Raw genomic sequence first — 20,004 nt, 5'->3', positions numbered from 1 at the left:
GACCCGAGCCGATGAAGAGCGAGCGCCTGCCGCCGGCGCAGGACTTCAGCGCCCACACGCCCATGATGGCGCAGTACCTGCGCATCAAGGCGCAGCATCCGGACACGCTCGTGTTCTACCGGATGGGTGACTTCTACGAGCTGTTCTACGAGGACGCGCGCAAGGCCCACCGCTTGCTCGACATCACGCTCACCACGCGCGGCCAGAGCGCCGGCGAGCCGGTGGTGATGGCCGGCGTGCCCGTGCATGCGGTGGAGACCTACCTGGCCCGCCTGCTGAAGATGGGCGAGTCGGTCGCCGTGGCCGAACAGGTGGGCGACGTGGCCACCGCCAAGGGCCCCGTCGAACGCAAGGTGGTGCGTGTCGTCACGCCCGGCACCGTCACCGACAGCGAGCTGCTGGACGACCGGGCCGAGACGCTGCTGCTGGCCGTCCACCGGCAGCGCCAGGCCTGGGGCCTCGCCTGGCTGGGCGTGGCCAGCGGGCAGCTCGGCGTGGCCGAATGCACCGAGTCCGAGCTGCCCGGCTGGCTGGCCCGCCTGGCGCCCGCCGAGCTGCTGCTGGACCGCGACGCCGTCGAATCGGCCAGCGCCCGCCTGCCCGCCGTGCTGCGGCAGTGTGGCGCCGCCCTCACGCCGCGCCCGGCCTGGCAGTTCGACGCGGGGCTGGGCCTGCGCAAGCTGTGCGAGCAGCTGCGCGTGGCCTCCCTGGCCGGCTTCGGCGCGCAGGACCTGGGCTGTGCGCACGCCGCCGCCTCGGCCCTGCTGGCCTATGCCGAGCACACCCAGGGCCGTGCGCTCGCCCACGTGACCACCCTGGCGGTGCAGCGCAGCACCGACCTGCTGGAGCTGCCGCCGGCCACCCACCGCAACCTCGAGCTCACCCAGACGCTGCGCGGCGAGCGCCATCCCACCCTGCTGTCGCTGCTGGACACCTGCCGCACGGGCATGGGCAGCCGCGCACTGCGCCACTGGCTCACCCACCCCGGCCGTGACCGCGGCGTGGCGACGGCCCGGCATGCGGCCATCACCCAGCTGCTGGCCACCGGCTGCGAGGGCCTGCGCGAGGCGCTGCGCTCGGTGAGCGACGTGGAGCGCATCGCCGCCCGCCTGGCGCTGCGGCAGGTGCGCCCGCGTGAGCTGGCGGGCCTGCGGGCGACGCTCTCGGTGCTGCCCATGCTGCGCGCGTCCACCGCCCGCGGGACCGCCCTGCTCGACGACTGCCATGCCGCGCTCTCGCCCGACGCGGCCCTGGCGGGCCTGCTGTCGCGGGCCATCGCCGAGGAGCCGGCAGTGCAGCTGCGCGACGGCGGCGTGATCGCCACGGGGTTCGACGCCGAGCTGGACGAGCTGCGTGCCATCGGCCAGAACTGCGACGCCTTCCTCATCGACCTGGAAGCGCGCGAACGCGCCCGCACCGGCATCACCCACCTGCGCGTGCAGTTCAACCGGGTGCATGGCTTCTACATCGAGGTCACCGCCTCGGGGCTCGACAAGGTGCCGGCCGATTACCAGCGCCGGCAGACGATGAAGAACGCCGAGCGCTTCATCACGCCCGAGCTCAAGGCCTTCGAGGACAAGGCGCTGTCCGCCCAGGACCGCGCCCTGGCGCGCGAGAAGTGGCTCTACGACCAGCTGCTGGAGCAGCTGCAGGCCTGGCTGGCGCCCCTTTCCGCCCTGGCCCGGGCCCTGGCCACGCTGGACGCGCTGGCCTGCCTGGCCGAGCGCGCCACCAGCCTGGACTGGTGCCGGCCGGAGTTCGTGAACCACCCCTGCATCGACATCGAGGCCGGCCGGCACCCGGTGGTGCAGGCCCGGCTGCAGGAAACCGGCGGCCCGGCGTTCATCGCCAACGACACGCGGCTGGACGCGCGCACCCGCATGCTGGTGATCACCGGCCCCAACATGGGCGGCAAGAGCACCTACATGCGGCAAGTGGCACTGATCGTGCTTCTGGCGGCCATGGGCTCCTTCGTGCCCGCACGCCGCTGCCGCCTGGGGCCGGTGGACGCCATCCACACCCGCATCGGTGCGGCCGACGACCTGGCGAATGCGCAATCGACCTTCATGCTCGAGATGACCGAGGCCGCGGCCATCGTGCACGGCGCCACCGAGCAGTCGCTGGTGCTCATGGACGAGATCGGACGCGGCACGTCCACCTTCGACGGCCTGGCGCTGGCGTCGGCCATCGCCACGCAGCTGCACGACCGCAACCGCGCCTTCACCCTGTTCGCCACGCACTACTTCGAGCTGACCGAGTTCCCGCGGCGCCACGAGCGCGCGCAGAACTGCCACGTGAGCGCCACCGAGAGCGGCGACGACATCGTGTTCCTGCACGCCATCGAGCCGGGCCCGGCCAGCCGCAGCTACGGGGTGCAGGTGGCGCGGCTGGCCGGCATGCCGCCGTCGCTGGTGCGCCAGGCGCGCGCCACGCTGGAGGCGCTGGAGGCGCAGTCCCGCGAGCGCGACGCCCAGGTGGACCTGTTCGCCGCGCCCCCCGCCGCGCCGGCTGCCGTGCCGTCCGCCGTGGAGGACGCGCTGGCGAAGATCGAACCGGACACCCTCACCCCCCGCGAGGCTTTGGACGCGCTGTACCGTCTGAAGCAGTTGCAGCCAAGAGCCCAGCCATGACCTACTGTGTCGGCATCCGCCTGAACGCCGGACTGGTGTTCCTGTCCGACTCGCGCACCAACGCGGGCCTGGACGCCATCAGCACCTTCCGCAAGATGATCGTCTACGAGCGGCCCGGCGACCGCTTCATGGTGCTGCTGTCGGCGGGCAACCTGTCCATCTCGCAGTCGGTGCGCGAGATCCTGCAGGTCGAGCGCATCCCGGGCCCCGACGGCGAGCCGCTCACCATCTGGAACGTGCGCAGCATGTTCGACGCCGTGCGCGTGCTGGGCAGCGCGGTGCGGCGCGTGTACGACCACGATGCCGCGGCGCTGCAGAACGCGGGCGTGGACTTCAACTGCAACATGATCTTCGGCGGCCAGATCCGCGGCGAGGCGATGCGGCTGTTCCACGTGTACTCGGCCGGCAACTTCATCGAGGCCACGCGCGAGACCTGCTTCTTCCAGATCGGCGAGAGCAAGTACGGCAAGCCCATCCTCGACCGCGTGCTCACGCCCACCACCCCGCTGGAGGAGGCCGCCAAGTGCGCGCTGGTCTCCATGGATTCCACGCTCAAGTCCAACCTCTCGGTCGGCCTGCCGCTGGACCTGCTGGTGTACGAGGAAGGCCGCCTGCAGACCGACAAGATCGCGGTCATCGACCACGAGAACCCCTACTTCCGCATGATCCGCGGCACCTGGGGCCAGCGGCTGCGCGAGGTCTTCGAGGGCATCGACGACCCGCACTGGGTGGGCAGCAACGCCACCCACCCGCTGATGTGGCCGTCCGAGCGCTACGAGCCCATGGCCAAGATCCGCCACCCGGGCGAGAAGATCGTCTGATCCATGGCCGTCACGTCCCGCCACCTGGTCTTCTCCCACGCCAACGGCTTCCCGGCCGGCACCTACCGCCTGCTGTTCGAGCACTGGCGCGCCGCCGGCTACACGGTGCACGCGCTGGAGCGCTTCGGGCACGACCCGCGCTATCCGGTCACCAGCAACTGGCGCTCGCTGCGCGACCAGCTCATCGATTTCATCGACGCCGAGGTGGGGCAGCCCGCGGTGCTGGTGGGCCACTCGCTGGGCGGCCTGCTCAGCCTGCTGGCGGCCGCCAAGCGGCCGGACCTGGCCGCGGCGCTGGTGATGCTCGACTCGCCCGTCGTCACCGGCTGGCGGGCCCACAGCGTGGCCGTGGCCAAGCGCCTGGGCCTCATCGAGCGCATCTCGCCGGGCAAGATCTCGCGCCAGCGGCGCTTCCAGTGGCCCGACCGCGCCGCCGTGCTGGCCCACTTCCAGTCCAAGCCGGCCTTCGCCCGCTGGGACCCGCGGGTGCTGCAGGACTACGTGGCCGCCGGCTTCGAGCAGCGCGGTGACCACGTGGAGCTGGCCTTCCGCCGCGAGGTGGAGACCCGCATCTACAACACCCTGCCGCACCACCTGGGCAGCCTGGTCAAGCGCCACCCGCCCCAGTGCCCGGTGGCCTTCATCGCCGGCACGCAGTCGGTGGAGGCACGCCAGGGTGGCCTCGCCGCCGCGCATGCCCTGGCGCACCAGCGTTTCCAGTGGATGGAAGGCAGCCACCTCTATCCCATGGAGCGGCCGGATGACACGGCCGCCGCCGTGCTCGCCCTGCTCGACTGACCTTCGTTCTCGCCCCTGCCGGCCCGTCGCCGGTGCCACCGCCATGTTCCAGCCCAACCGCCGCCAGTTCACCCTCGCCCTGACCGCCACCCTCGCCGGGTGCGCCACCACCGGCAGCGTGCAGGATGGCTCGACGGTCGGTGCCGGCCAGGGCCTGCTTGCCCTGCAACTGTCCGCCAACCGCCTCGGCCTCCTCAACTTCAACCCGTGGGGCGAATCGAGCTTCGGCGCCCGCTTCGCGGAGAACATGGTCGGCGCCAAGGGGAGCCTCCAGTTCATCGACGGCGACCGGTACCTGGTGCTGCCGGTGGACGCCGGCGAGTACATGTGGACCAAGCTGACGGTGGGCAACCAGTTCGCCTGGCTGCTGAACTCCACCCGCTTTCGTGTGCGGCCCGGCGTCGTCACCTACATCGGGCACCTGCGGCTGTCCGTGGACGGCAGCCGCTTCGGCCTGATCGTGCGTGATCGCGAGCAGGACATGCGCGACCACCTGCAGCAGCACTTCCCCACCTTCTCGGCGCGCATGCCGTTCGAGAAGGTGCTGGCCGAAGTGCGGCTCAACGGATAGCCCTCCTGCGGCCAGCGGCCGCGGCGTCCGAGGCGCCCCACCCTATAATCTCCCTTTACCACCACGGCACTCCTGAGCCTGCCCTGCCGCGTCGAGCGGGGCCGCCGGAGTGCTTTTTGACATGACCAAGTTCGTCTTCGTCACCGGCGGTGTGGTGTCCTCCCTCGGCAAGGGCATCGCGTCAGCATCCCTCGCGGCGATCCTCGAGTCGCGCGGCCTGAAGGTCACCCTCATCAAGCTGGACCCGTACCTCAACGTGGACCCGGGCACGATGAGCCCCTTCCAGCACGGCGAGGTGTTCGTCACGGACGACGGGGCGGAGACCGACCTCGACCTCGGCCACTACGAGCGTTTCATCACCACGCGGATGAAGCGCAGCAACAACTTCACCGCCGGCCAGATCTACAAGTCGGTGCTGGAGAAGGAGCGCCGGGGCGACTACCTTGGCAAGACGGTGCAGGTCATCCCGCACGTCACCAACGAGATCCAGGAGTACGTGCGTCGCGGTGCCGGCGTGGGCACGGCCGATGCGGTGGACGTGGCCATCGTCGAGATCGGCGGCACGGTGGGCGACATCGAATCGCTGCCCTTCCTGGAGGCGGTGCGCCAGATGAGCCTGAAGCTCGGGCCCGCGCACACCGCCTTCGTGCACCTGACCTACCTGCCGTGGATCGCCACCGCCGGCGAGCTCAAGACCAAGCCCACCCAGCACACCGTGCAGAAGCTGCGCGAGATCGGCATCCAGCCCGATGCGCTGCTGTGCCGCGCGGACCGCGCCATCCCCGACGACGAGCGCGAGAAGATCTCGCTGTTCACCAACGTGCCGCTGCACGGGGTGATCTCCATGTGGGACGTGGACACCATCTACAAGGTGCCGCGCATGCTGCACGAGCAGGGCCTGGACGAGATGATCTGCATGAAGCTGCAGTCGCTCACCCGCCCGGCCGACCTGCGCCGCTGGGACATGCTGGTCAACGAGGTGGCCCATCCGAAGGGCGAGGTCACCATCGGCATGTGCGGCAAGTACACCGACCTGTCGGACAGCTACAAGTCGCTCAACGAGGCGCTGCGCCACGCCGGCCTGCACAACCACGTGCGGGTGAAGATCGAGTACATCGACGCCGAGACGCTCACGCCCGAGCAGGCCGAGTCCGACCTGGCCCGCCTGGACGCCGTGCTGGTGCCCGGCGGCTTCGGCAAGCGCGGCGTGGAAGGCAAGATCCTGGCGGCGCAATACGCCCGCACGCACGGCGTGCCCTACCTGGGCATCTGCCTGGGCATGCAGGTGGCCACCATCGAGTACGCACGCCACATGGCCGGCCTGGCCGGTGCCAACTCCACCGAGTTCGACCCCGCCACGCCGCACCCGGTCATCGCCCTCATCGACGAGTGGCAGGACCGCGACGGCAGCATCCAGAAGCGCGACGCGAACTCCGACCTGGGCGGCACCATGCGCCTGGGCGCGCAAAGCTCCGACGTCAAGCCCGGCACGCTGGCCCACGAGATCTACGGCCCGGTCGTCACCGAACGCCACCGCCACCGCTACGAGGCCAACGAGCACTACCTCGAGCGCCTGCAGCATGCCGGCCTGGTCATCTCGGCCATCACCCAGCGCGAGAAGCTCACCGAGATGGTCGAGCTGCCGCGCGACGTGCACCCGTGGTTCGTGGGCGTGCAGTTCCACCCGGAGTTCAAGTCCACCCCGTGGGACGGCCACCCGCTGTTCATCAGCTACATCCAGGCTGCGCTGGCCCACCGGGCCGCGCGGTGCAACGACAAGGCGGCGGCATGAAGCTCTGCGGGTTCGACGTCGGCCTCGACCAGCCTTTCTTCCTGATCGCAGGCACCTGCTCCATCGAGGGCCTGCAGCTGTCGCTGGACGTGGCCGGCCAGCTCAAGGAAGCCTGCGACGCGCTGGGCGTGCCGCTCATCTACAAGGGCTCGTTCGACAAGGCCAACCGCTCGTCCGGCTCCACCCCGCGTGGACTGGGCCTGGAGAAGGGCCTGCAGATCCTCGACGAGGTGCGTCGCCAGACCGGCCTGCCCGTGCTGACCGACGTGCACGACGAAGCCCAGGTGGCCGAGGTGGCCGCCGTGGTGGACGTGCTGCAGACGCCGGCCTTCCTGTGCCGCCAGACCGACTTCATCCGCGCGGTGGCCAAGTCCGGCAAGCCCGTGAACATCAAGAAGGGCCAGTTCCTCGCGCCCTGGGACATGAAGAACGTGATCGACAAGGCCCGCGCCGCCGCGCGCGAAGCCGGCCTGTCGGAGGACCGCTTCCTGGCCTGCGAGCGCGGCGTCAGCTTCGGCTACAACAACCTCGTGGCCGACATGACCAGCCTGGCGGAGATGCGCAAATCCGGCGCGCCGGTGGTCTTCGACGTCACCCACTCGGTGCAGAAGCCGGGCGGCCTGGGCGGCGCCAGCGGCGGTGCCCGCGAGATGGTGCCGGTGCTGGCCCGCGCCGGCGTGGGCGCCGGCGTGGCGGGCCTGTTCATGGAAACCCACCCCGACCCGGCCACCGCCTGGAGCGACGGCCCGAACGCCGTGCCGCTGCGCCACATGCGCGCGCTGCTGGAGCAGCTGGTGGCCCTGGACCGCGTGGTCAAGAGCCGCCCGCTGCTCGAGAACGACTTCACCCGCTGATCCCCCTTCCATCGAGGCACTGCCCATGGCCTACGGCTACCTGATCGTGGAGATGAACATCTCCGATCCCGAGCGCTACAAGCAATACATGGCCCAGGCGCCCGCCGCCGTGAAGGCCGCCGGCGGCGAGTACCTCGTGCGCGGTGGTCGCCACGAAACGCTCGAAGGCGACTGGCAGCCGCACCGTGTGGCCCTGCTGCGCTTTCCCAGCTACGCGCAGGCCAAGGCTTTCTACGACGGCCAGGCCTACACCCAGACCCGCCAGCTGCGCGGCGGCGCCACGGAGTACTTCAACATGGTGCTCGTCGAAGGCGTCGAGAACCCCGTCTGACATCGCCGCCGGCCGCGAGCTGCCGCGTCCCCTTTTCTGCATCACCGGAGTGAGACTGAATGAGTGCCATCGTTGACATCGTCGGCCGCGAGATCCTCGACAGCCGCGGCAACCCCACCGTGGAATGCGACGTGCTGCTGGAATCGGGCACGCTGGGCCGTGCGGCCGTGCCCTCGGGCGCGTCCACCGGCTCGCGCGAGGCCATCGAGCTGCGCGACGGCGACAAGGGCCGCTACCTGGGCAAGGGCGTGCTCAAGGCGGTGCAGAACATCAACAACGACATCAGCGAGGCCGTGCTGGGCCTGGACGCCTCCGAGCAGGCCTTCCTGGACAAGACGCTGATCGACCTGGACGGCACCGACAACAAGGGCCGCCTGGGCGCCAACGCCATGCTGGCCGTGTCGATGGCCGTGGCCCGCGCCGCGGCGGAAGAAAGCGGCCTGCCCCTGTACCGCTACTTCGGCGGCATGGGCGGCGTGCAGCTGCCGGTGCCGATGATGAACGTCATCAACGGCGGCGCCCACGCCAACAACAACCTCGACCTGCAGGAGCTGATGATCATCCCCGTGGGGGCACCCAGCTTCCGCGAGGCGGCCCGCTACGGCGCCGAGGTGTTCCATGCGCTGAAGAAGATCATCGACGCCAAGGGCATGAGCACCGCGGTCGGCGACGAGGGCGGCTTCGCCCCCAGCGTGGCGAGCCACGAGGCCGCCATCCAGCTCATCCTGGAAGCCATCGACAAGGCGGGCTACGAGGCCGGCAGCCAGATCGCCATCGGCCTGGATTGCGCCGCCAGCGAGTTCTACAAGGACGGCAAGTACCACCTCGAGGGTGAGGGCCTGGTGCTGTCGGCGCCCGAGTGGACCGACATCCTGGCCACCTGGTGCGACAAGTACCCCATCGTGTCCATCGAAGACGGCATGCACGAGGGCGACTGGGACGGCTGGAAGCACCTCACCGAACGCCTGGGCCAGAAGGTGCAGCTGGTGGGCGACGACCTGTTCGTCACCAACACCCGGATCCTGAAGGAAGGCATCGAGAAGCGCATCGCCAACTCGATCCTCATCAAGATCAACCAGATCGGCACGCTGACCGAGACCTTCGCCGCCATCGAGATGGCCAAGCGCGCCGGCTACACCGCCGTGATCAGCCACCGCTCGGGCGAGACGGAAGACTCCACCATCGCCGACATCGCCGTGGGCACCAACGCCGGCCAGATCAAGACCGGCTCCATGAGCCGCAGCGACCGCATGGCCAAGTACAACCAGCTGCTGCGCATCGAGGAAGACCTGGGCGACGTGGCCGTGTACCCCGGCCGCGCCGCGTTCTACAACCTGCGCTGATTCGGCGGTCAACGTGCGCCTGCTGCCCGTCGTCCTGGCCATCCTGCTGGGGCTCGTGCACCTCGAGCTCTGGTTCGGCAAGGGCGGCGTGCCGCACCGCATGGCGCTGCAGGCCGAGCTGGCGCTGCAGCAGGCCGCCAACACGGCGGCCCGGGCGCGCAACGAGCAGCTGGCGGCCGAGGTGGCCGACCTGCGCGAAGGCACCGAGATGGTCGAAGAGAAGGCCCGGCAGGAGCTGGGCATGATCCGCCCCGACGAACTGCTGGTGGTGGTCAGCGCGGCCCGCTGACCCGCCCGCCCCTTTCCTGGCCCCCATGGACAGCCTCCTGCAGGCGGCCCAGCCGCTGTTCGCCGTCGCCTTCACGCTCTGGGGCAGCCCCGCCACCTGGCTGGAGGTCGTCGCCTTCGTGCTCGCGCTGGGGATGGTGGGCTGCAACCTGCGGGTGCATCCGCTGGCCTGGCCCCTGGCCATGGTGAGCTCGCTGCTCTACGGCCTGCTGTTCCTGCACAGCCGCCTGTACGGCGAGGCGGGCCTGCAGCTGGTCTTCATCGCGGCGGCGGCCTGGGGCTGGTGGCAGTGGCTGCGCGGCCGGGGGGGCGACGGCACGGCCTTGCGCGTGCACCGGCTCGGCCGCCGCGAGCGCCTCATGACGCTGGCCTTCGTGTTCGGCACCTGGCCACTGCTGGCCGCCGTGCTGCAGCGTTTCACCGACAGCGACGTGGCCTACCTCGACGCCCTGCCCACCGTGGGCAGCCTGGCCGGCCAGGTGCTGCTGGGTCGCAAGGCGATCGAGAACTGGGCCGTCTGGCTGGCGGTGAACGTCTTCAGCGTGGCGCTGTTTGCCTCGAAGGGCCTGTGGCTCACCGTGGCCCTGTACGCCCTGTTCGCCGTGCTGTCGGTGGTGGGCTGGCGCGCCTGGGCCGCGCTCGAGGGCCGCACGGACGCCCGGGAGCCGGCCCGTGGCTGAACGCGGCGCGCCCCCCTGGCGCATCGCCATCGTGGGGGCGGAGAGCACCGGCAAGAGCACGCTCGCGGCCGCGCTGGCCGAGCGCCTGGGGCGCGACACCGGCTGGCGCGCGACCTGGGTGCCGGAGGTGCTGCGCGCATGGTGCGAGCGCGCCGGCCGCACGCCCCGCATCGACGAGCAGGCCGGCATCGCCCAGGCGCAGGCCGATCACATCGAGGCCGCGGCCGGCTCGCACGACATCGTCGTGTGCGACACGACGCCGCTGATGACGGCCATCTACCACGCCCACGTGTTCGGCGACCACTCGCTGCATGCCATGGCCACGGCCTGGCAGCGGCGCTGCGACCTGACGCTGCTGACCGCGCTGGACCTGCCCTGGCAGGCCGACGGCCTGCAGCGCGACGGGCCGCATGTGCGTGAGCCCGTCGACGCCGCCATCCGCGCGCTGCTGATGCAGGCCGGGCTGCCCTTCGTGGTGGTGGGAGGCACCGGGCCGGCCCGGCTGGAACACGCGCTGGACGCGGTGACACCCCTGCTCGCCGCGGCGCCGTCCCCGCGCGGCGGCCTGTTCACGCGCCTGGCGGCACGGGAATCGGCCCAGCCCGCCTGGGGCTGGACCTGCGACAGCTGCGACAGCCCGGACTGCGAGCACGCCGCCTGGCAGCTGCGCCGGGCCTCAGTGCACCGCTGAGGACGCGGGCGGCTGGTCGCGGCCGGGGGTGAACAGCTCCCCCACGTCGACCGCGTCGAAGTGGTACTGCTGGCCGCAGAAATCGCAGCCGATCTCGATCTGGCCGCGCTCGGCCAGGATGTCCTCGGACTCCTCGCGCCCGAGCCCGGAGAGCATGCCGCGCACCCGCTCGCGCGAGCAGGAGCAGGCAAAGCGCGGCTGCAGCGGCTCGAAGCGGCGCACCTGCTCTTCCCAGAACAGCCGGCGCAGCACGGTCTCGGCATCCAGCGTCAGCAGTTCCTCCTGCGTCAGCGTGGCCGCCAGGTGCGCAATGCGGTTGAAGTCCTCGGTCTGGCCGATGGCATCCTCGTTGGCCACGTTCACGCCGGAGAGGTTCTTCTCCCCCTGCACGGGCAGCCGCTGGATGAGCAGGCCGGCCGCCACCTGGTCATTGGCCGCGAGCACCAGCCGAGTGTCCAGTTGCTCGGACTGAAGCATGTAGTGCTCCAGCACCTGCGACAGCGCCTGCAGGGGCTCGCGCTGGTCGCCGTGCAGCGGCACCACGCCCTGGTAGGGCTGCTGCCCCGGCAGGCGGTCCTGCGGGTCCAGCGTGATGGCGCAGCGGCCCTGGCCATGCACGTTCAGCAGCGTCTCCAGCCGTGCGCCCGGCGGCACCTCGCCCACCACCTTGGCCGTGGTGCGGAAACTCAGGTCCGAGCGGGCCTCGGCCACAGCCAGCTTGACCGGGCCGTCGCCAAACACCTGCAGGATCAGCGAGCCGTTGAACTTGATGTTCGCCTGCATCAGCGCGGCGGCGGCCGCCATCTCGCCCAGCAGCGCGCGCACCGGCTCGGGGTAGCTGCCCACCGACTCGCGCCGGCTCAGCACCTCGCGCCAGCTGGTGGTCAGGCGCACCAGCATGCCGCGCACCGGCAGGCCGTCGAAGATGAACTTGTGCAATTCGTCCATGGGGTCCTTCACGCGCCCGTGTCGGGCAGGCGCACCAGCTCGGCGCGGTGGCGACGGGCGTTGTCCACGTAGTGGGCGGCACTCCACTTCAGCCGCTCGATCTGCTCGGGGGTGAGCTCGCGCACCACCTTCGCCGGGCTGCCCACGATCAGCACGCCGTCGGGGAAGACCTTGCCTTCGGTGACCAGCGAGCCGGCCCCCACGATGCAGTGCCGGCCGATGCGCGCGCCGTTGAGCACCACCGACTGGATGCCGATCAGCGAGCCGTCACCGACCGTGCAGCCATGCAGCATCACCTGGTGGCCCACGGTCACGTCGGCGCCCAGCGTGAGTGGCACGCCATGGTCGGTGTGCAGCACCGACAGGTCCTGCACGTTGCTGCGCTCGCCGATCCGGATGAGCTCGTTGTCGCCGCGCAGCACGGCGCCATACCAGACGCTGGCCTCGGCCCCCAGGGCCACGTGGCCGATGACCTGCGCCGAATCGGCCACCCAGGCCGAGGCATGCAGTTGCGGGGCGTGTTCGCCCAGCCGGTAGATGGCCATCCGTCGTTCCCCCCGTCCCGCCCGCCGGCGCCCGCCGTCCCCGGTGCGCGCCACAGGCAAAGGGATAATTGTAGGAATGGAAGTCCGCACCCGCGCCCTGGAGGTCTTGTGCCTGGCCGACCCCCCCGCCAAGGCCGCCGCCGCGCTGGCGCTGCTGGCGGCCGCGCGCGCCGGTGCGCCGCTGGACACCGGGCGCGTGCTCACCGCCTCCACCGTGCTGCCGGGCCGGCCGCCGCGGCCGGTGCTCGTGCCGCCGGAGCAGGTGCCGCGCCGCACGCCGTTCACGCCCGAGGGACGGGCGGCACTGTTGCATGCGGTCTGCCACATCGAGTTCAACGCCATCAACCTCGCCCTGGACGCGGTGTGGCGCTTCCCCGGCCTGCCCGACGCCTTCTACCGCGACTGGCTGCAGGTGGCCGGCGAGGAGGCGCAGCACTTCGGCCTGCTGCGCGGGCATCTGCAGCGCCTGGGCCACGACTACGGCGACTTCGAGGCGCACGACGGCCTGTGGGCCATGGCGGAGAAGACGCGCGACGACCTGGTGGCGCGCATGGCGCTGGTGCCGCGCACGCTGGAGGCACGCGGCCTGGACGCCACGCCGCCCATGCAGGCCAAGCTGCGCCGCGCGGGCGACCTGCGCGCGGTGGAAATCCTCGACGTGATCCTGCGCGACGAGGTGGGCCATGTGGCCATCGGCAACCGCTGGTACCGCTGGGCCTGCGCGCGCGAGGGCCTGGACCCGCTCGTGCACTACCCGGTGCTGACCGCCCGCCATGGGGCGCCGCGGCTGAAGGGCCCGTTCAACCTGGATGCGCGCCGCGCCGCCGGCTTCGAGCCGGACGAGCTGGCCGCGCTGGGATGAGCCCGTCGCGGGGCGAGCCGGCCCTCAGCCGAAGAAGTAGCGCTTCAGGCCCGCCAGGATCATCTCCACCGCGATGGCGGTGAGCACCAGCCCCATCAGCTTCTCCAGCGCCGACACCATCGGCGTGCCCAGCAGCTTGCGGATGCGCTCGGCCGACAGCAGCACCACGCCGCACACCGCCATGGCCAGCGTGAGGGCGCCCACCCACTGGGTGATGAGGTCGGGCTGGCGGGAGGCCAGCAGCAGCACCGTCGCCATGGCCGAGGGCCCGGCCAGCAGCGGCACCGCCAGCGGAAAGATCATGGGCTCGCGCTGGCCATCCGCGGCGTAGATCTCGCCGCCCGACGCGAAGATCATGCGGATCGCGATGATGAGCAGGATCACGCCACCGGCCACTTCGAGCGAACGCTCCGACAGGTGCATCAGGTCCAGGAAGCCCCGGCCCGCGAACATGAAGGCGAGCAGCACGCCGAAGGCGATCGACACCTCGCGCACCGCCACCCGCGTGCGCCGCTCGCGCGGCACGCCACGCAGCACCGAGATGAAGATGGGCAGGCTGCCGAACGGGTCCAGCACCAGCAGGAGCAGGACAAGGGCAGATCCGAAGGTGTGGTCCATGGGCGGCGATTGTGCCCGCTGCCCCCGACGTGGCGCCCACACCACACCCGCGCCATCAACTCCACCAAAGTGCAGCCCCCATCCCTGTTAGGGAGAGGGGGACCGGGTGGCGGCGAAACAAAATGATTCCATCGTGCAGGAATGTGTCGGCACGGGTTCGCCCCGGGCCGCTTCATCCGGCACACCGTCTACTGGTTTGTGGAGAGGATCACTACATGAAGAAGCTGACCATTGCCGCCCTGCTGGCGGCCGCCGCCACCGCGCCGGCGTTCGCCCAATCGTCCCTGCAGGTCTATGGCCGCCTGAACGTCACGGCCGAAAGCCAGCGCGTGCAGGACGACGAGCGTGAGTACGTCGTCGCCGACAACGCCTCGCGCATCGGCTTCAAGGGCACGGAAGACCTGGGCGGCGGCCTGAAGGCCGGCTTCCAGATCGAGCACGGCTTCGACGCCACCACCGGCCGCCAGGCCGGCGGCGCCTTCTGGAACCGCCAGGCCGAGGTGAACCTGGGCAGCAGCCAGTTCGGCACGCTCCGCCTCGGCTCCTTCACCCCCGAGTCGTACTTCGCGACGGCCGACTACATCAGCCTGCACAACCACGACACCGGTTCTTCGTCGGACGCGTTCTACGTGTCGACCTTCACCCAGGCGAACAAGGTCGGCTACATGTCGCCCGTGTGGGGCGGCTTCCAGTTCCACGCATCGGTCGCCGAGGGCAATGCCGCCGTGGAGCGCACCTACGACCTGGCCGCCAACTTCGACCAGGGCGCGCTGCACCTGGGCGCCGGCTTCGAGAAGCAGGGCGACTTCAAGCAGTTCGCGGTGCGCGGCCTGTACGAGTTCGGCGCCTTCACGGTGGGTGGCTACGTGCAGCGCGTGAGCAGCTACGTGAAGACCTACGGCGACGGCACGACGCGCGACCTGGGCAGCGGCACGGGCTTCCGCATCTCCACGATGTACACCCTGCGCCAGCACGAGTTCCACGCCAACATCGGCTCGGCCCCCGAGTTCGACAACGAGGACAAGAGCGACGCCCTGCAGCTGACGCTGGCCTACAACTACAACCTCAGCAAGCGCACCAAAATCCACGCCTTCGTCACGCGCATCGACCGCGACGACGTGCTGGAGGTGTACGGCGGCAACTTCGACTCCTTCGGTCTGGGCGTGCGCCACAACTTCTGACGCGTCCCTTGGCCCCACGAAAAGCCGGCCCGAGTGGCCGGCTTTTTCATGGGCGGTTCAGCCGCGCGGGTGGTGCCGGGTGTGCAGCGCCTTGAGCCGTTCGCGCGCCACGTGGGTGTAGATGGTGGTGGTGGAGATGTCGGCGTGGCCGAGCAGCATCTGCACCGCACGCAGGTCGGCGCCGTGGTTGAGCAGGTGGGTGGCGAAGGCATGGCGCAGCGTGTGCGGCGACAGCGGCGCCCGGATGCCGGCCCGCACGGCGTACTTCTTCACCAGCGTCCAGAACATCTGGCGCGTCATCGGCCCGCCGCGCGCCGTGACGAACAGGGCCGGGCTGGCCTGGCCGCCGAGGATGGCGGCGCGGGCGTGCGCGAGGTAGCGGGTGATCCAGCCCGCCGCCTCCTGGCCGAAGGGCACGAGCCGCTCCTTGCTGCCCTTGCCGGTGACGCGCAGCACGCCATCGGCCAGGCTCAGCTGCACGCTGGGCAGGCCGACGAGCTCACTCACCCGCAGCCCGCTGGCGTACATCAGCTCCAGCATGCAGCGGTCGCGCAGGCCCAGCGGCGTGTCCACCTCGGGGGCGGCGAGCAGCGCCTCGACCTGCGCCTCGCTCAGGGTGCGCGGCACGCGCAGGGGCTGGCGGGCGCTGTCCAGGCGCAAGGTCGGGTCGGCGGCCACGTGGCGCTCGCGCAGCGCCCAGCGGTAGAAGCGGCGGAACACGGCCAGGCGGCGGTTGGCGGTGGTCGCCCGCGTCCCGGCGTGGCGCACCACGGCGTAGCGCAGCAGGTGCTCCTCGCGCACGCTGGCCAGCGTGGCGCCCTCGCCGGACGCGTCCTCGCGCAGCCAGCGCACGAACAGGCTGAGGTCGCGACGGTAGGCGGCCAGCGTGTTGGCAGCCAGGCCGTCCTCCAGCCACAGGGCGCCGATGAAGGCGTCGATCAGCGGGTCGGCCGAGGGCGTGCGGGGCGTCGCCACGGAGCGGGGCGTGGGGCGGGTGGTGGGTCGCGGCATGGGTGGGGCGCCCAAGCGTACACCGCACGGGCTGGCACACTGGCCGGGCGATGTCCCAACTGCTGCTGCTGCTTCCCGACTTCCTGCTGATCGCCACCGGCTACCTGCTGTGCCGCCACACCGCGCTCGACCGGTCCATCTGGGACGGCGTGGAGAAGCTGGTCTACTACCTGCTGTTCCCGGTGCTGCTGTTCACCTCCATCGTGCGCCAGCCGCTGGAGCCGGGCGCCCTGGCCGGCTTCGCCGGGGCGGGCGTGGCCGTGGTGGCCACCGGCATCGTGCTGGCCTTCGCCCTGCGCCACGGGCCGGGCGTGGACCCGCTCACCCACGCCTCCGGGGCGCAGACCGCCTTCCGGTTCAATTCCTATGTGGGCCTGGCGCTCGCCGAGCGGCTGGCGGGCATGGACGGCGTGGCCTGGCAGGCGCTGCTGCTCGCCGTGTGCGTGCCGCTGTGCAACGTGGCGGCGGTGTGGCCCCTCGCACGCCAGTCCGGCCAGCCGTTCGGCAGCGAGCTGCTGCGCAACCCGCTCATCGTGGCCACCGTGGCCGGGCTGCTGGCCAACCTGGCCGGCCTGCGGCTTCCGGAGTTCGCCGCCATCCCGCTGCAGCGCATCGGTGCCGCCGCGCTGCCCCTGGGGCTGATGGCCGTGGGCGCCGGGCTGCAGATGGGTGCGCTGCGCCAGGCCCCTGTCCTGGCGACGGCCTTCCTCGCCATCCGCCATGCCGTGCTGCCGGCGGTGGGCATTGCGCTGGCGCTCGGGCTGGGGCTTCCCGCGGGGCAGCAGCTGGTGCTGGTGGCCTTCTCCGCCCTGCCCACCGCCTCCAGCGCGTATGTGCTGGCCACCCGCATGGGCGGCCACGGCGCGTTCGTGGCCGGTGTGGTGAGCCTGTCCACGCTGCTGGCCATGCCGGGCCTGCCGCTGGCGCTGGCGGCGCTGTCCGCGCTGCGCTAGCTAGCCGGCCGGCCCGCGCCCCTGGGCCAGCGCCCAGTCGATGTGTTCGCCCACCAGGGGGTCGGCCGCGGGGCGCGCCGCGGCCAGCGAGGCGCGCATCTGCGCGGCACCGGCTGCGCCGGCGGCGAGCGCATTGCCCATGGCCACCGCCAGGTTGCGCCGCCAGCGGGCATGGCCGATGCGGCGGATGGGGCTGCCCTCGGTGCGGCGCAGGAACTCCGCCTCGTCCCACTGCCACAGGGCCAGCAGCGTGGGCGCATCGAGCGGGGCGCGGGCATCGAAGTCCGGCAGCTCGGCCCGCCGCGCGTACTTGTTCCAGGGGCAGGCCAGCTGGCAGTCGTCGCAGCCGTAGATGCGGTTGCCCAGCAGCGGACGCAACTCGACGGGGATGGGGCCGGCGTGCTCGATGGTGAGGTAGGAGATGCAGCGCCGTGCATCCAGCCGGTAGGGCGCGACGATGGCGCCCGTGGGGCAGGCAGCCAGGCAGGCCTCGCAGCTGCCGCAGTGGGCGCTGGCGGGCGCCGTGAGCGGCAACGGCAGGTCGACGTAGATCTCGCCCAGGAAGAACAGCGAGCCGCCTTCGCGCGACAGCGTGAGCGTGTGCTTGCCGCGCCAGCCCAGGCCGCTGCGCGAGGCGAGCTCCACCTCCAGCACGGGCGCGGAATCGGTGAACACGCGGTGCCCGAAGGGGCCGGCCACCTGCGCGATGCGGTCGGCCAGGGCCTGCAGGCGCTGGCGCAGCACCTTGTGGTAATCCCGCCCGCGGGCATAGACCGACACCACGGCCTCGCCCGGCTGCTGCAGGCGCTGCTGCTCCTGCACCAGCCAGTCGTCCGGGGTGCCGCGGGGGAGGTAGTCCATGCGCGCGGTGACCACCCGCACGGTGCCGGGCACCAGCTCGGCCGGGCGGGCCCGCTTGAGGCCGTGGGCGGCCATGTAGCCCATATCGCCATGGAAGCCGGCCGCCAGCCAGTCGAGCAGCCCCTGCTCGGCCTGGGTCAGGTCCACGTCGGCGATGCCGATCTGGGAGAATCCCAGCGCACGCGCCCACCCATCCAGCTGCCGCGCGACGATCGCGACGACGTCATCACCTTGACCCATCCGCCGATTCTAGAAACCCGCACGCTGCACTGGCCCGACGAGGCGGCCTGTGCCCACACTGCCGCCGCGCTGGCGGCGCCCTTCCTGGCGCAGGCCGCGCTGGCGGATGCCCGGCTGGAGCTCGACGGCCCGCTGGGCGCGGGCAAGACCACCTTCGTGCGCCACCTGCTGCGCGCGCTCGGCGCCACCGGCCGCATCAAGAGCCCCACCTACGCCGTGGTGGAGCCCTACAGCCTGCCCCTGCCCGCCGGCGGCATGCTGGCGGTCTCGCACTTCGATTTCTACCGCTTCGACGACCCGCGCGAGTGGGACGACGCGGGATTTCGCGACCTGTACGCCGCGCCGGGGCTGAAGCTGGCCGAGTGGGCGCAGAAGGCGGCCCCGGCGCTGCCCGCGCCCGACCTGCGCCTGGTGATCGATCCAATGGACGACGACAGCCGCACGGTGCGTGCCGAGGCCTTCAGCGCCACCGGCCGTCGCCTGCTGGCGGCCCTGGGCGGCGTGCCACCCACCGCGCAGGTCGGTGCCGCAGGAGCCGCCCCATGATGCGCCGCCGCGCGTGCCTCGCCCTGGGCACCGTCGTGCTCACGCTCGGCCGCGCCGAGCTCGCCTTCGGCGCGGCGATCGTGGCCGTGCGCGTCTGGCCGGCCGAGGACTACACCCGGGTCACCATCGAATCGGACCAGGTGCTGGCGGCGCGCCACTTCGTGGCCGACAACCCGGCCCGGCTGGTGGTGGACATCGAGCAGCTCGAGCTGAGCCCGGCGCTGCGCGAGCTGGTGGGCAAGGTCCGGCCCGACGACCCCTACATCGCCGGCGTGCGCGTGGGCCAGAACCAGCCGCGCGTGGTGCGCCTGGTCATCGACCTGAAGCAGCCGGTGAAGCCCCAGCAGTTCGCCCTGACCCCCGTGGCCGCCTACCAGCACCGGCTGGTGTTCGACCTGCACCCCACCCAGGAGGCCGACCCGCTGCTCGCACTGATCCAGGAGAAGGACACCGCCGAGCGCGAGGCGGCCAGGGAGGTGCAGGACGCGCTGGGCGAGTTCATCGGCCGCGTGGACCGGCCACTGGGTGCGCCGCCCGCGCCCACGCCGCCGGCCCTGCCGCCGGTGGCCGCGGCGCCGCCCGCGCCGCCGCCGGAGACCCACGCACCGCCCCCGCCGCCCAGCGCGGCGCAGAAGGCACGCATCAACCGGCTGGTGATCGTGGCCATCGATCCCGGCCACGGCGGCGAGGACCCCGGCGCCATCGGCCCGACCGGGCTGAAGGAGAAGGACGTGGTGCTGCAGATCGCGCGCCAGCTGCGCGACCGGCTCAACACCCGCCCGGGCATGCGCGCCATGCTCACCCGCGACGAGGACTTTTTCGTCCCGCTGCACGAGCGCGTGAACAAGGCCCGCCGCGTGCAGGCCGACCTGTTCGTCTCGGTGCACGCGGACGCCTTCTTCACGCCGCAGGCGCGCGGCGCGAGCGTGTTCGCCCTGTCCGCCAACGGCGCGAGCAGCGCGGCCGCGCGCTGGATGGCGCAGAAGGAAAACGCGGCGGACGTGGTGGGCGGGGTGAACGCCGCCACGCGCGACAAGCAGGTGCTGCGCACCCTGCTGGACATGAGCACCGCGGCGCAGATCAAGGACAGCCTGCGTGTGGGCAGCGAGGTGCTCGGCCGCATCGGCCGGGTGGGCCGCCTGCACAAGCCACGCGTCGAGCAGGCCGGCTTTGCGGTGCTCAAGGCGCCGGACATCCCGTCCATCCTGGTGGAGACGGCCTTCATCTCGAACCCCGAGGAGGAGGCCAAGCTGCGCGACCCCGACTACCAGAAGCGCCTGGTCGAGGCCCTGTTCTCCGGCATCGAGCGCTACTTCGCGAAGAACCCGCCCCTGGCGAGGAACCGCGCCACCTAGGGCACTCGCGCAACCGCGCCACCTGAGTGGACTCGCGCAACCGCGCCACCTAAGGGCATTCGCGCAACCGCGGGCCCTGAGCCGC

Annotated in this window: 21 protein-coding genes; 16 read left to right on the top strand and 5 right to left on the bottom strand. The window is 71.5% G+C overall.

The features are described from left to right. The first annotated feature begins 11 nt into the window (after window positions 1–11). The 11 genes from mutS to ACE3UN_RS17395 all read left to right on the top strand — a co-directional run bounded on the left by mutS (window position 12) and on the right by ACE3UN_RS17395 (window position 10,799). Window positions 12–2,630: a DNA mismatch repair protein MutS gene (gene mutS / locus ACE3UN_RS17445; RefSeq protein WP_374676258.1), complete on the top strand. Its 2,619-nt coding sequence runs from the start codon at window positions 12–14 to the stop codon at window positions 2,628–2,630. Beyond that, window positions 2,627–3,451: a peptidase gene (locus ACE3UN_RS17440; protein WP_374676257.1), complete on the top strand. Its 825-nt coding sequence runs from the start codon at window positions 2,627–2,629 to the stop codon at window positions 3,449–3,451. The genes mutS and ACE3UN_RS17440 overlap by 4 nt, the downstream gene beginning before the upstream one ends. 3 nt (window positions 3,452–3,454) lie before the next feature. Then, window positions 3,455–4,249 carry an alpha/beta fold hydrolase gene (locus ACE3UN_RS17435; protein ID WP_374676256.1) on the top strand — a complete coding sequence of 265 codons (795 nt, stop codon included), beginning with the start codon at window positions 3,455–3,457 and terminating at the stop codon, window positions 4,247–4,249. A 43-nt stretch (window positions 4,250–4,292) separates the two neighbouring features. Then, window positions 4,293–4,820, top strand: coding sequence for a hypothetical protein (locus ACE3UN_RS17430; protein WP_374676255.1), 528 nt, complete (start codon window positions 4,293–4,295; stop codon window positions 4,818–4,820). A gap of 121 nt (window positions 4,821–4,941) precedes the next feature. Then, the gene (locus ACE3UN_RS17425) at window positions 4,942–6,612 is read left to right on the top strand and encodes a CTP synthase (protein WP_374676254.1); all 1,671 of its coding nucleotides are present in this window, start codon (window positions 4,942–4,944) and stop codon (window positions 6,610–6,612) included. Then, on the top strand, window positions 6,609–7,466 hold the full coding sequence (gene kdsA, locus ACE3UN_RS17420) for a 3-deoxy-8-phosphooctulonate synthase (protein ID WP_374676253.1): 858 nt from the start codon (window positions 6,609–6,611) through the stop codon (window positions 7,464–7,466). The genes ACE3UN_RS17425 and kdsA overlap by 4 nt, the downstream gene beginning before the upstream one ends. Before the next feature lie 25 nt (window positions 7,467–7,491). Beyond that, the gene (locus ACE3UN_RS17415; protein ID WP_374676252.1) at window positions 7,492–7,797 is read left to right on the top strand and encodes a DUF1330 domain-containing protein; all 306 of its coding nucleotides are present in this window, start codon (window positions 7,492–7,494) and stop codon (window positions 7,795–7,797) included. Between the two features lie 59 nt (window positions 7,798–7,856). Continuing rightward, window positions 7,857–9,140 (top strand): phosphopyruvate hydratase, encoded by a 1,284-nt coding sequence (gene eno, locus ACE3UN_RS17410; RefSeq protein ID WP_374676251.1) that lies wholly within the window; start codon window positions 7,857–7,859, stop codon window positions 9,138–9,140. A 13-nt stretch (window positions 9,141–9,153) separates the two neighbouring features. Next, on the top strand, window positions 9,154–9,429 hold the full coding sequence (gene ftsB / locus ACE3UN_RS17405) for a cell division protein FtsB (protein ID WP_374676250.1): 276 nt from the start codon (window positions 9,154–9,156) through the stop codon (window positions 9,427–9,429). 25 nt (window positions 9,430–9,454) lie between these two features. Beyond that, window positions 9,455–10,108 (top strand): nicotinamide riboside transporter PnuC, encoded by a 654-nt coding sequence (pnuC, locus tag ACE3UN_RS17400; protein WP_374676249.1) that lies wholly within the window; start codon window positions 9,455–9,457, stop codon window positions 10,106–10,108. Beyond that, window positions 10,101–10,799 (top strand): AAA family ATPase, encoded by a 699-nt coding sequence (locus ACE3UN_RS17395; RefSeq protein WP_374676248.1) that lies wholly within the window; start codon window positions 10,101–10,103, stop codon window positions 10,797–10,799. The genes pnuC and ACE3UN_RS17395 overlap by 8 nt, the downstream gene beginning before the upstream one ends. Here ACE3UN_RS17395 and ACE3UN_RS17390 read toward each other — a convergent pair. Together ACE3UN_RS17390 and ACE3UN_RS17385 are read right to left on the bottom strand one after the other, a co-directional pair. Then, on the bottom strand, window positions 10,785–11,747 hold the full coding sequence (locus ACE3UN_RS17390; RefSeq protein ID WP_374676247.1) for an Hsp33 family molecular chaperone HslO: 963 nt from the start codon (window positions 11,745–11,747) through the stop codon (window positions 10,785–10,787). The genes ACE3UN_RS17395 and ACE3UN_RS17390 overlap by 15 nt on opposite strands. 8 nt (window positions 11,748–11,755) lie before the next feature. Then, window positions 11,756–12,292 carry a gamma carbonic anhydrase family protein gene (locus tag ACE3UN_RS17385; RefSeq protein WP_374676246.1) on the bottom strand — a complete coding sequence of 179 codons (537 nt, stop codon included), beginning with the start codon at window positions 12,290–12,292 and terminating at the stop codon, window positions 11,756–11,758. Between the two features lie 76 nt (window positions 12,293–12,368). Between ACE3UN_RS17385 and ACE3UN_RS17380 the strand changes: the two genes are divergently transcribed. Continuing rightward, window positions 12,369–13,154, top strand: a complete 786-nt coding sequence (locus ACE3UN_RS17380) for a ferritin-like domain-containing protein (protein ID WP_374676245.1) — start codon at window positions 12,369–12,371, stop codon at window positions 13,152–13,154. A gap of 24 nt (window positions 13,155–13,178) precedes the next feature. Here the strand turns inward: ACE3UN_RS17380 and ACE3UN_RS17375 are convergent, their stop codons facing one another. Continuing rightward, the gene (locus tag ACE3UN_RS17375) at window positions 13,179–13,772 is read right to left on the bottom strand and encodes a MarC family protein (RefSeq protein WP_374676244.1); all 594 of its coding nucleotides are present in this window, start codon (window positions 13,770–13,772) and stop codon (window positions 13,179–13,181) included. 215 nt (window positions 13,773–13,987) lie between these two features. On the opposite strand from ACE3UN_RS17375, the gene ACE3UN_RS17370 reads away from it, so the two are divergent. After that, complete coding sequence (locus ACE3UN_RS17370) at window positions 13,988–14,953, top strand: porin (protein ID WP_374676243.1); 966 nt, start codon at window positions 13,988–13,990, stop codon at window positions 14,951–14,953. A 57-nt stretch (window positions 14,954–15,010) separates the two neighbouring features. Here ACE3UN_RS17370 and xerD read toward each other — a convergent pair whose 3' ends face one another. Then, complete coding sequence (xerD, locus tag ACE3UN_RS17365; RefSeq protein WP_374676242.1) at window positions 15,011–15,964, bottom strand: site-specific tyrosine recombinase XerD; 954 nt, start codon at window positions 15,962–15,964, stop codon at window positions 15,011–15,013. A gap of 50 nt (window positions 15,965–16,014) precedes the next feature. On the opposite strand from xerD, the gene ACE3UN_RS17360 reads away from it, so the two are divergent. Beyond that, window positions 16,015–16,917, top strand: a complete 903-nt coding sequence (locus tag ACE3UN_RS17360; protein WP_374676241.1) for an AEC family transporter — start codon at window positions 16,015–16,017, stop codon at window positions 16,915–16,917. On the opposite strand, the gene queG is transcribed toward ACE3UN_RS17360, so the two are convergent. Continuing rightward, on the bottom strand, window positions 16,918–18,018 hold the full coding sequence (gene queG, locus ACE3UN_RS17355; protein ID WP_374676240.1) for a tRNA epoxyqueuosine(34) reductase QueG: 1,101 nt from the start codon (window positions 18,016–18,018) through the stop codon (window positions 16,918–16,920). It lies immediately after the preceding gene. Here queG and tsaE point away from each other — a divergent pair. After that, window positions 18,004–18,564: a tRNA (adenosine(37)-N6)-threonylcarbamoyltransferase complex ATPase subunit type 1 TsaE gene (gene tsaE, locus ACE3UN_RS17350; protein ID WP_374676267.1), complete on the top strand. Its 561-nt coding sequence runs from the start codon at window positions 18,004–18,006 to the stop codon at window positions 18,562–18,564. The two genes, queG and tsaE, sit on opposite strands and share 15 nt — an antisense overlap. Next, on the top strand, window positions 18,561–19,919 hold the full coding sequence (locus ACE3UN_RS17345; protein WP_374676239.1) for an N-acetylmuramoyl-L-alanine amidase: 1,359 nt from the start codon (window positions 18,561–18,563) through the stop codon (window positions 19,917–19,919). The genes tsaE and ACE3UN_RS17345 overlap by 4 nt, the downstream gene beginning before the upstream one ends. Window positions 19,920–20,004 lie beyond the last annotated feature (85 nt).

Origin of the sequence: Ideonella sp. (assembly GCF_041918995.1) — a bacterium.
Classification (GTDB): Bacteria; Pseudomonadota; Gammaproteobacteria; order Burkholderiales; family Burkholderiaceae_C; genus Ideonella.
Note: the sequence above shows the minus strand (reverse complement) of the source record. Positions and strands in the feature narration are given on the sequence as shown.

Excerpts from the sequence above, each read along its gene's own strand:
- mutS (WP_374676258.1), top strand. The coding sequence starts at position 12 with ATGAAGAGCGAGCGCCTGCCGCCGGCGCAGGACTTCAGCGCCCACACG.
- ACE3UN_RS17440 (WP_374676257.1), top strand. The coding sequence starts at position 2,627 with ATGACCTACTGTGTCGGCATCCGCCTGAACGCCGGACTGGTGTTCCTG.
- ACE3UN_RS17435 (WP_374676256.1), top strand. The coding sequence starts at position 3,455 with ATGGCCGTCACGTCCCGCCACCTGGTCTTCTCCCACGCCAACGGCTTC.
- ACE3UN_RS17430 (WP_374676255.1), top strand. The coding sequence starts at position 4,293 with ATGTTCCAGCCCAACCGCCGCCAGTTCACCCTCGCCCTGACCGCCACC.
- ACE3UN_RS17425 (WP_374676254.1), top strand. The coding sequence starts at position 4,942 with ATGACCAAGTTCGTCTTCGTCACCGGCGGTGTGGTGTCCTCCCTCGGC.
- kdsA (WP_374676253.1), top strand. The coding sequence starts at position 6,609 with ATGAAGCTCTGCGGGTTCGACGTCGGCCTCGACCAGCCTTTCTTCCTG.
- ACE3UN_RS17415 (WP_374676252.1), top strand. The coding sequence starts at position 7,492 with ATGGCCTACGGCTACCTGATCGTGGAGATGAACATCTCCGATCCCGAG.
- eno (WP_374676251.1), top strand. The coding sequence starts at position 7,857 with ATGAGTGCCATCGTTGACATCGTCGGCCGCGAGATCCTCGACAGCCGC.
- pnuC (WP_374676249.1), top strand. The coding sequence starts at position 9,455 with ATGGACAGCCTCCTGCAGGCGGCCCAGCCGCTGTTCGCCGTCGCCTTC.
- ACE3UN_RS17390 (WP_374676247.1), bottom strand. The coding sequence starts at position 11,747 with ATGGACGAATTGCACAAGTTCATCTTCGACGGCCTGCCGGTGCGCGGC.
- ACE3UN_RS17385 (WP_374676246.1), bottom strand. The coding sequence starts at position 12,292 with ATGGCCATCTACCGGCTGGGCGAACACGCCCCGCAACTGCATGCCTCG.
- ACE3UN_RS17380 (WP_374676245.1), top strand. The coding sequence starts at position 12,369 with ATGGAAGTCCGCACCCGCGCCCTGGAGGTCTTGTGCCTGGCCGACCCC.
- ACE3UN_RS17375 (WP_374676244.1), bottom strand. The coding sequence starts at position 13,772 with ATGGACCACACCTTCGGATCTGCCCTTGTCCTGCTCCTGCTGGTGCTG.
- ACE3UN_RS17370 (WP_374676243.1), top strand. The coding sequence starts at position 13,988 with ATGAAGAAGCTGACCATTGCCGCCCTGCTGGCGGCCGCCGCCACCGCG.
- xerD (WP_374676242.1), bottom strand. The coding sequence starts at position 15,964 with ATGCCGCGACCCACCACCCGCCCCACGCCCCGCTCCGTGGCGACGCCC.
- ACE3UN_RS17360 (WP_374676241.1), top strand. The coding sequence starts at position 16,015 with ATGTCCCAACTGCTGCTGCTGCTTCCCGACTTCCTGCTGATCGCCACC.
- queG (WP_374676240.1), bottom strand. The coding sequence starts at position 18,018 with ATGGGTCAAGGTGATGACGTCGTCGCGATCGTCGCGCGGCAGCTGGAT.
- ACE3UN_RS17345 (WP_374676239.1), top strand. The coding sequence starts at position 18,561 with ATGATGCGCCGCCGCGCGTGCCTCGCCCTGGGCACCGTCGTGCTCACG.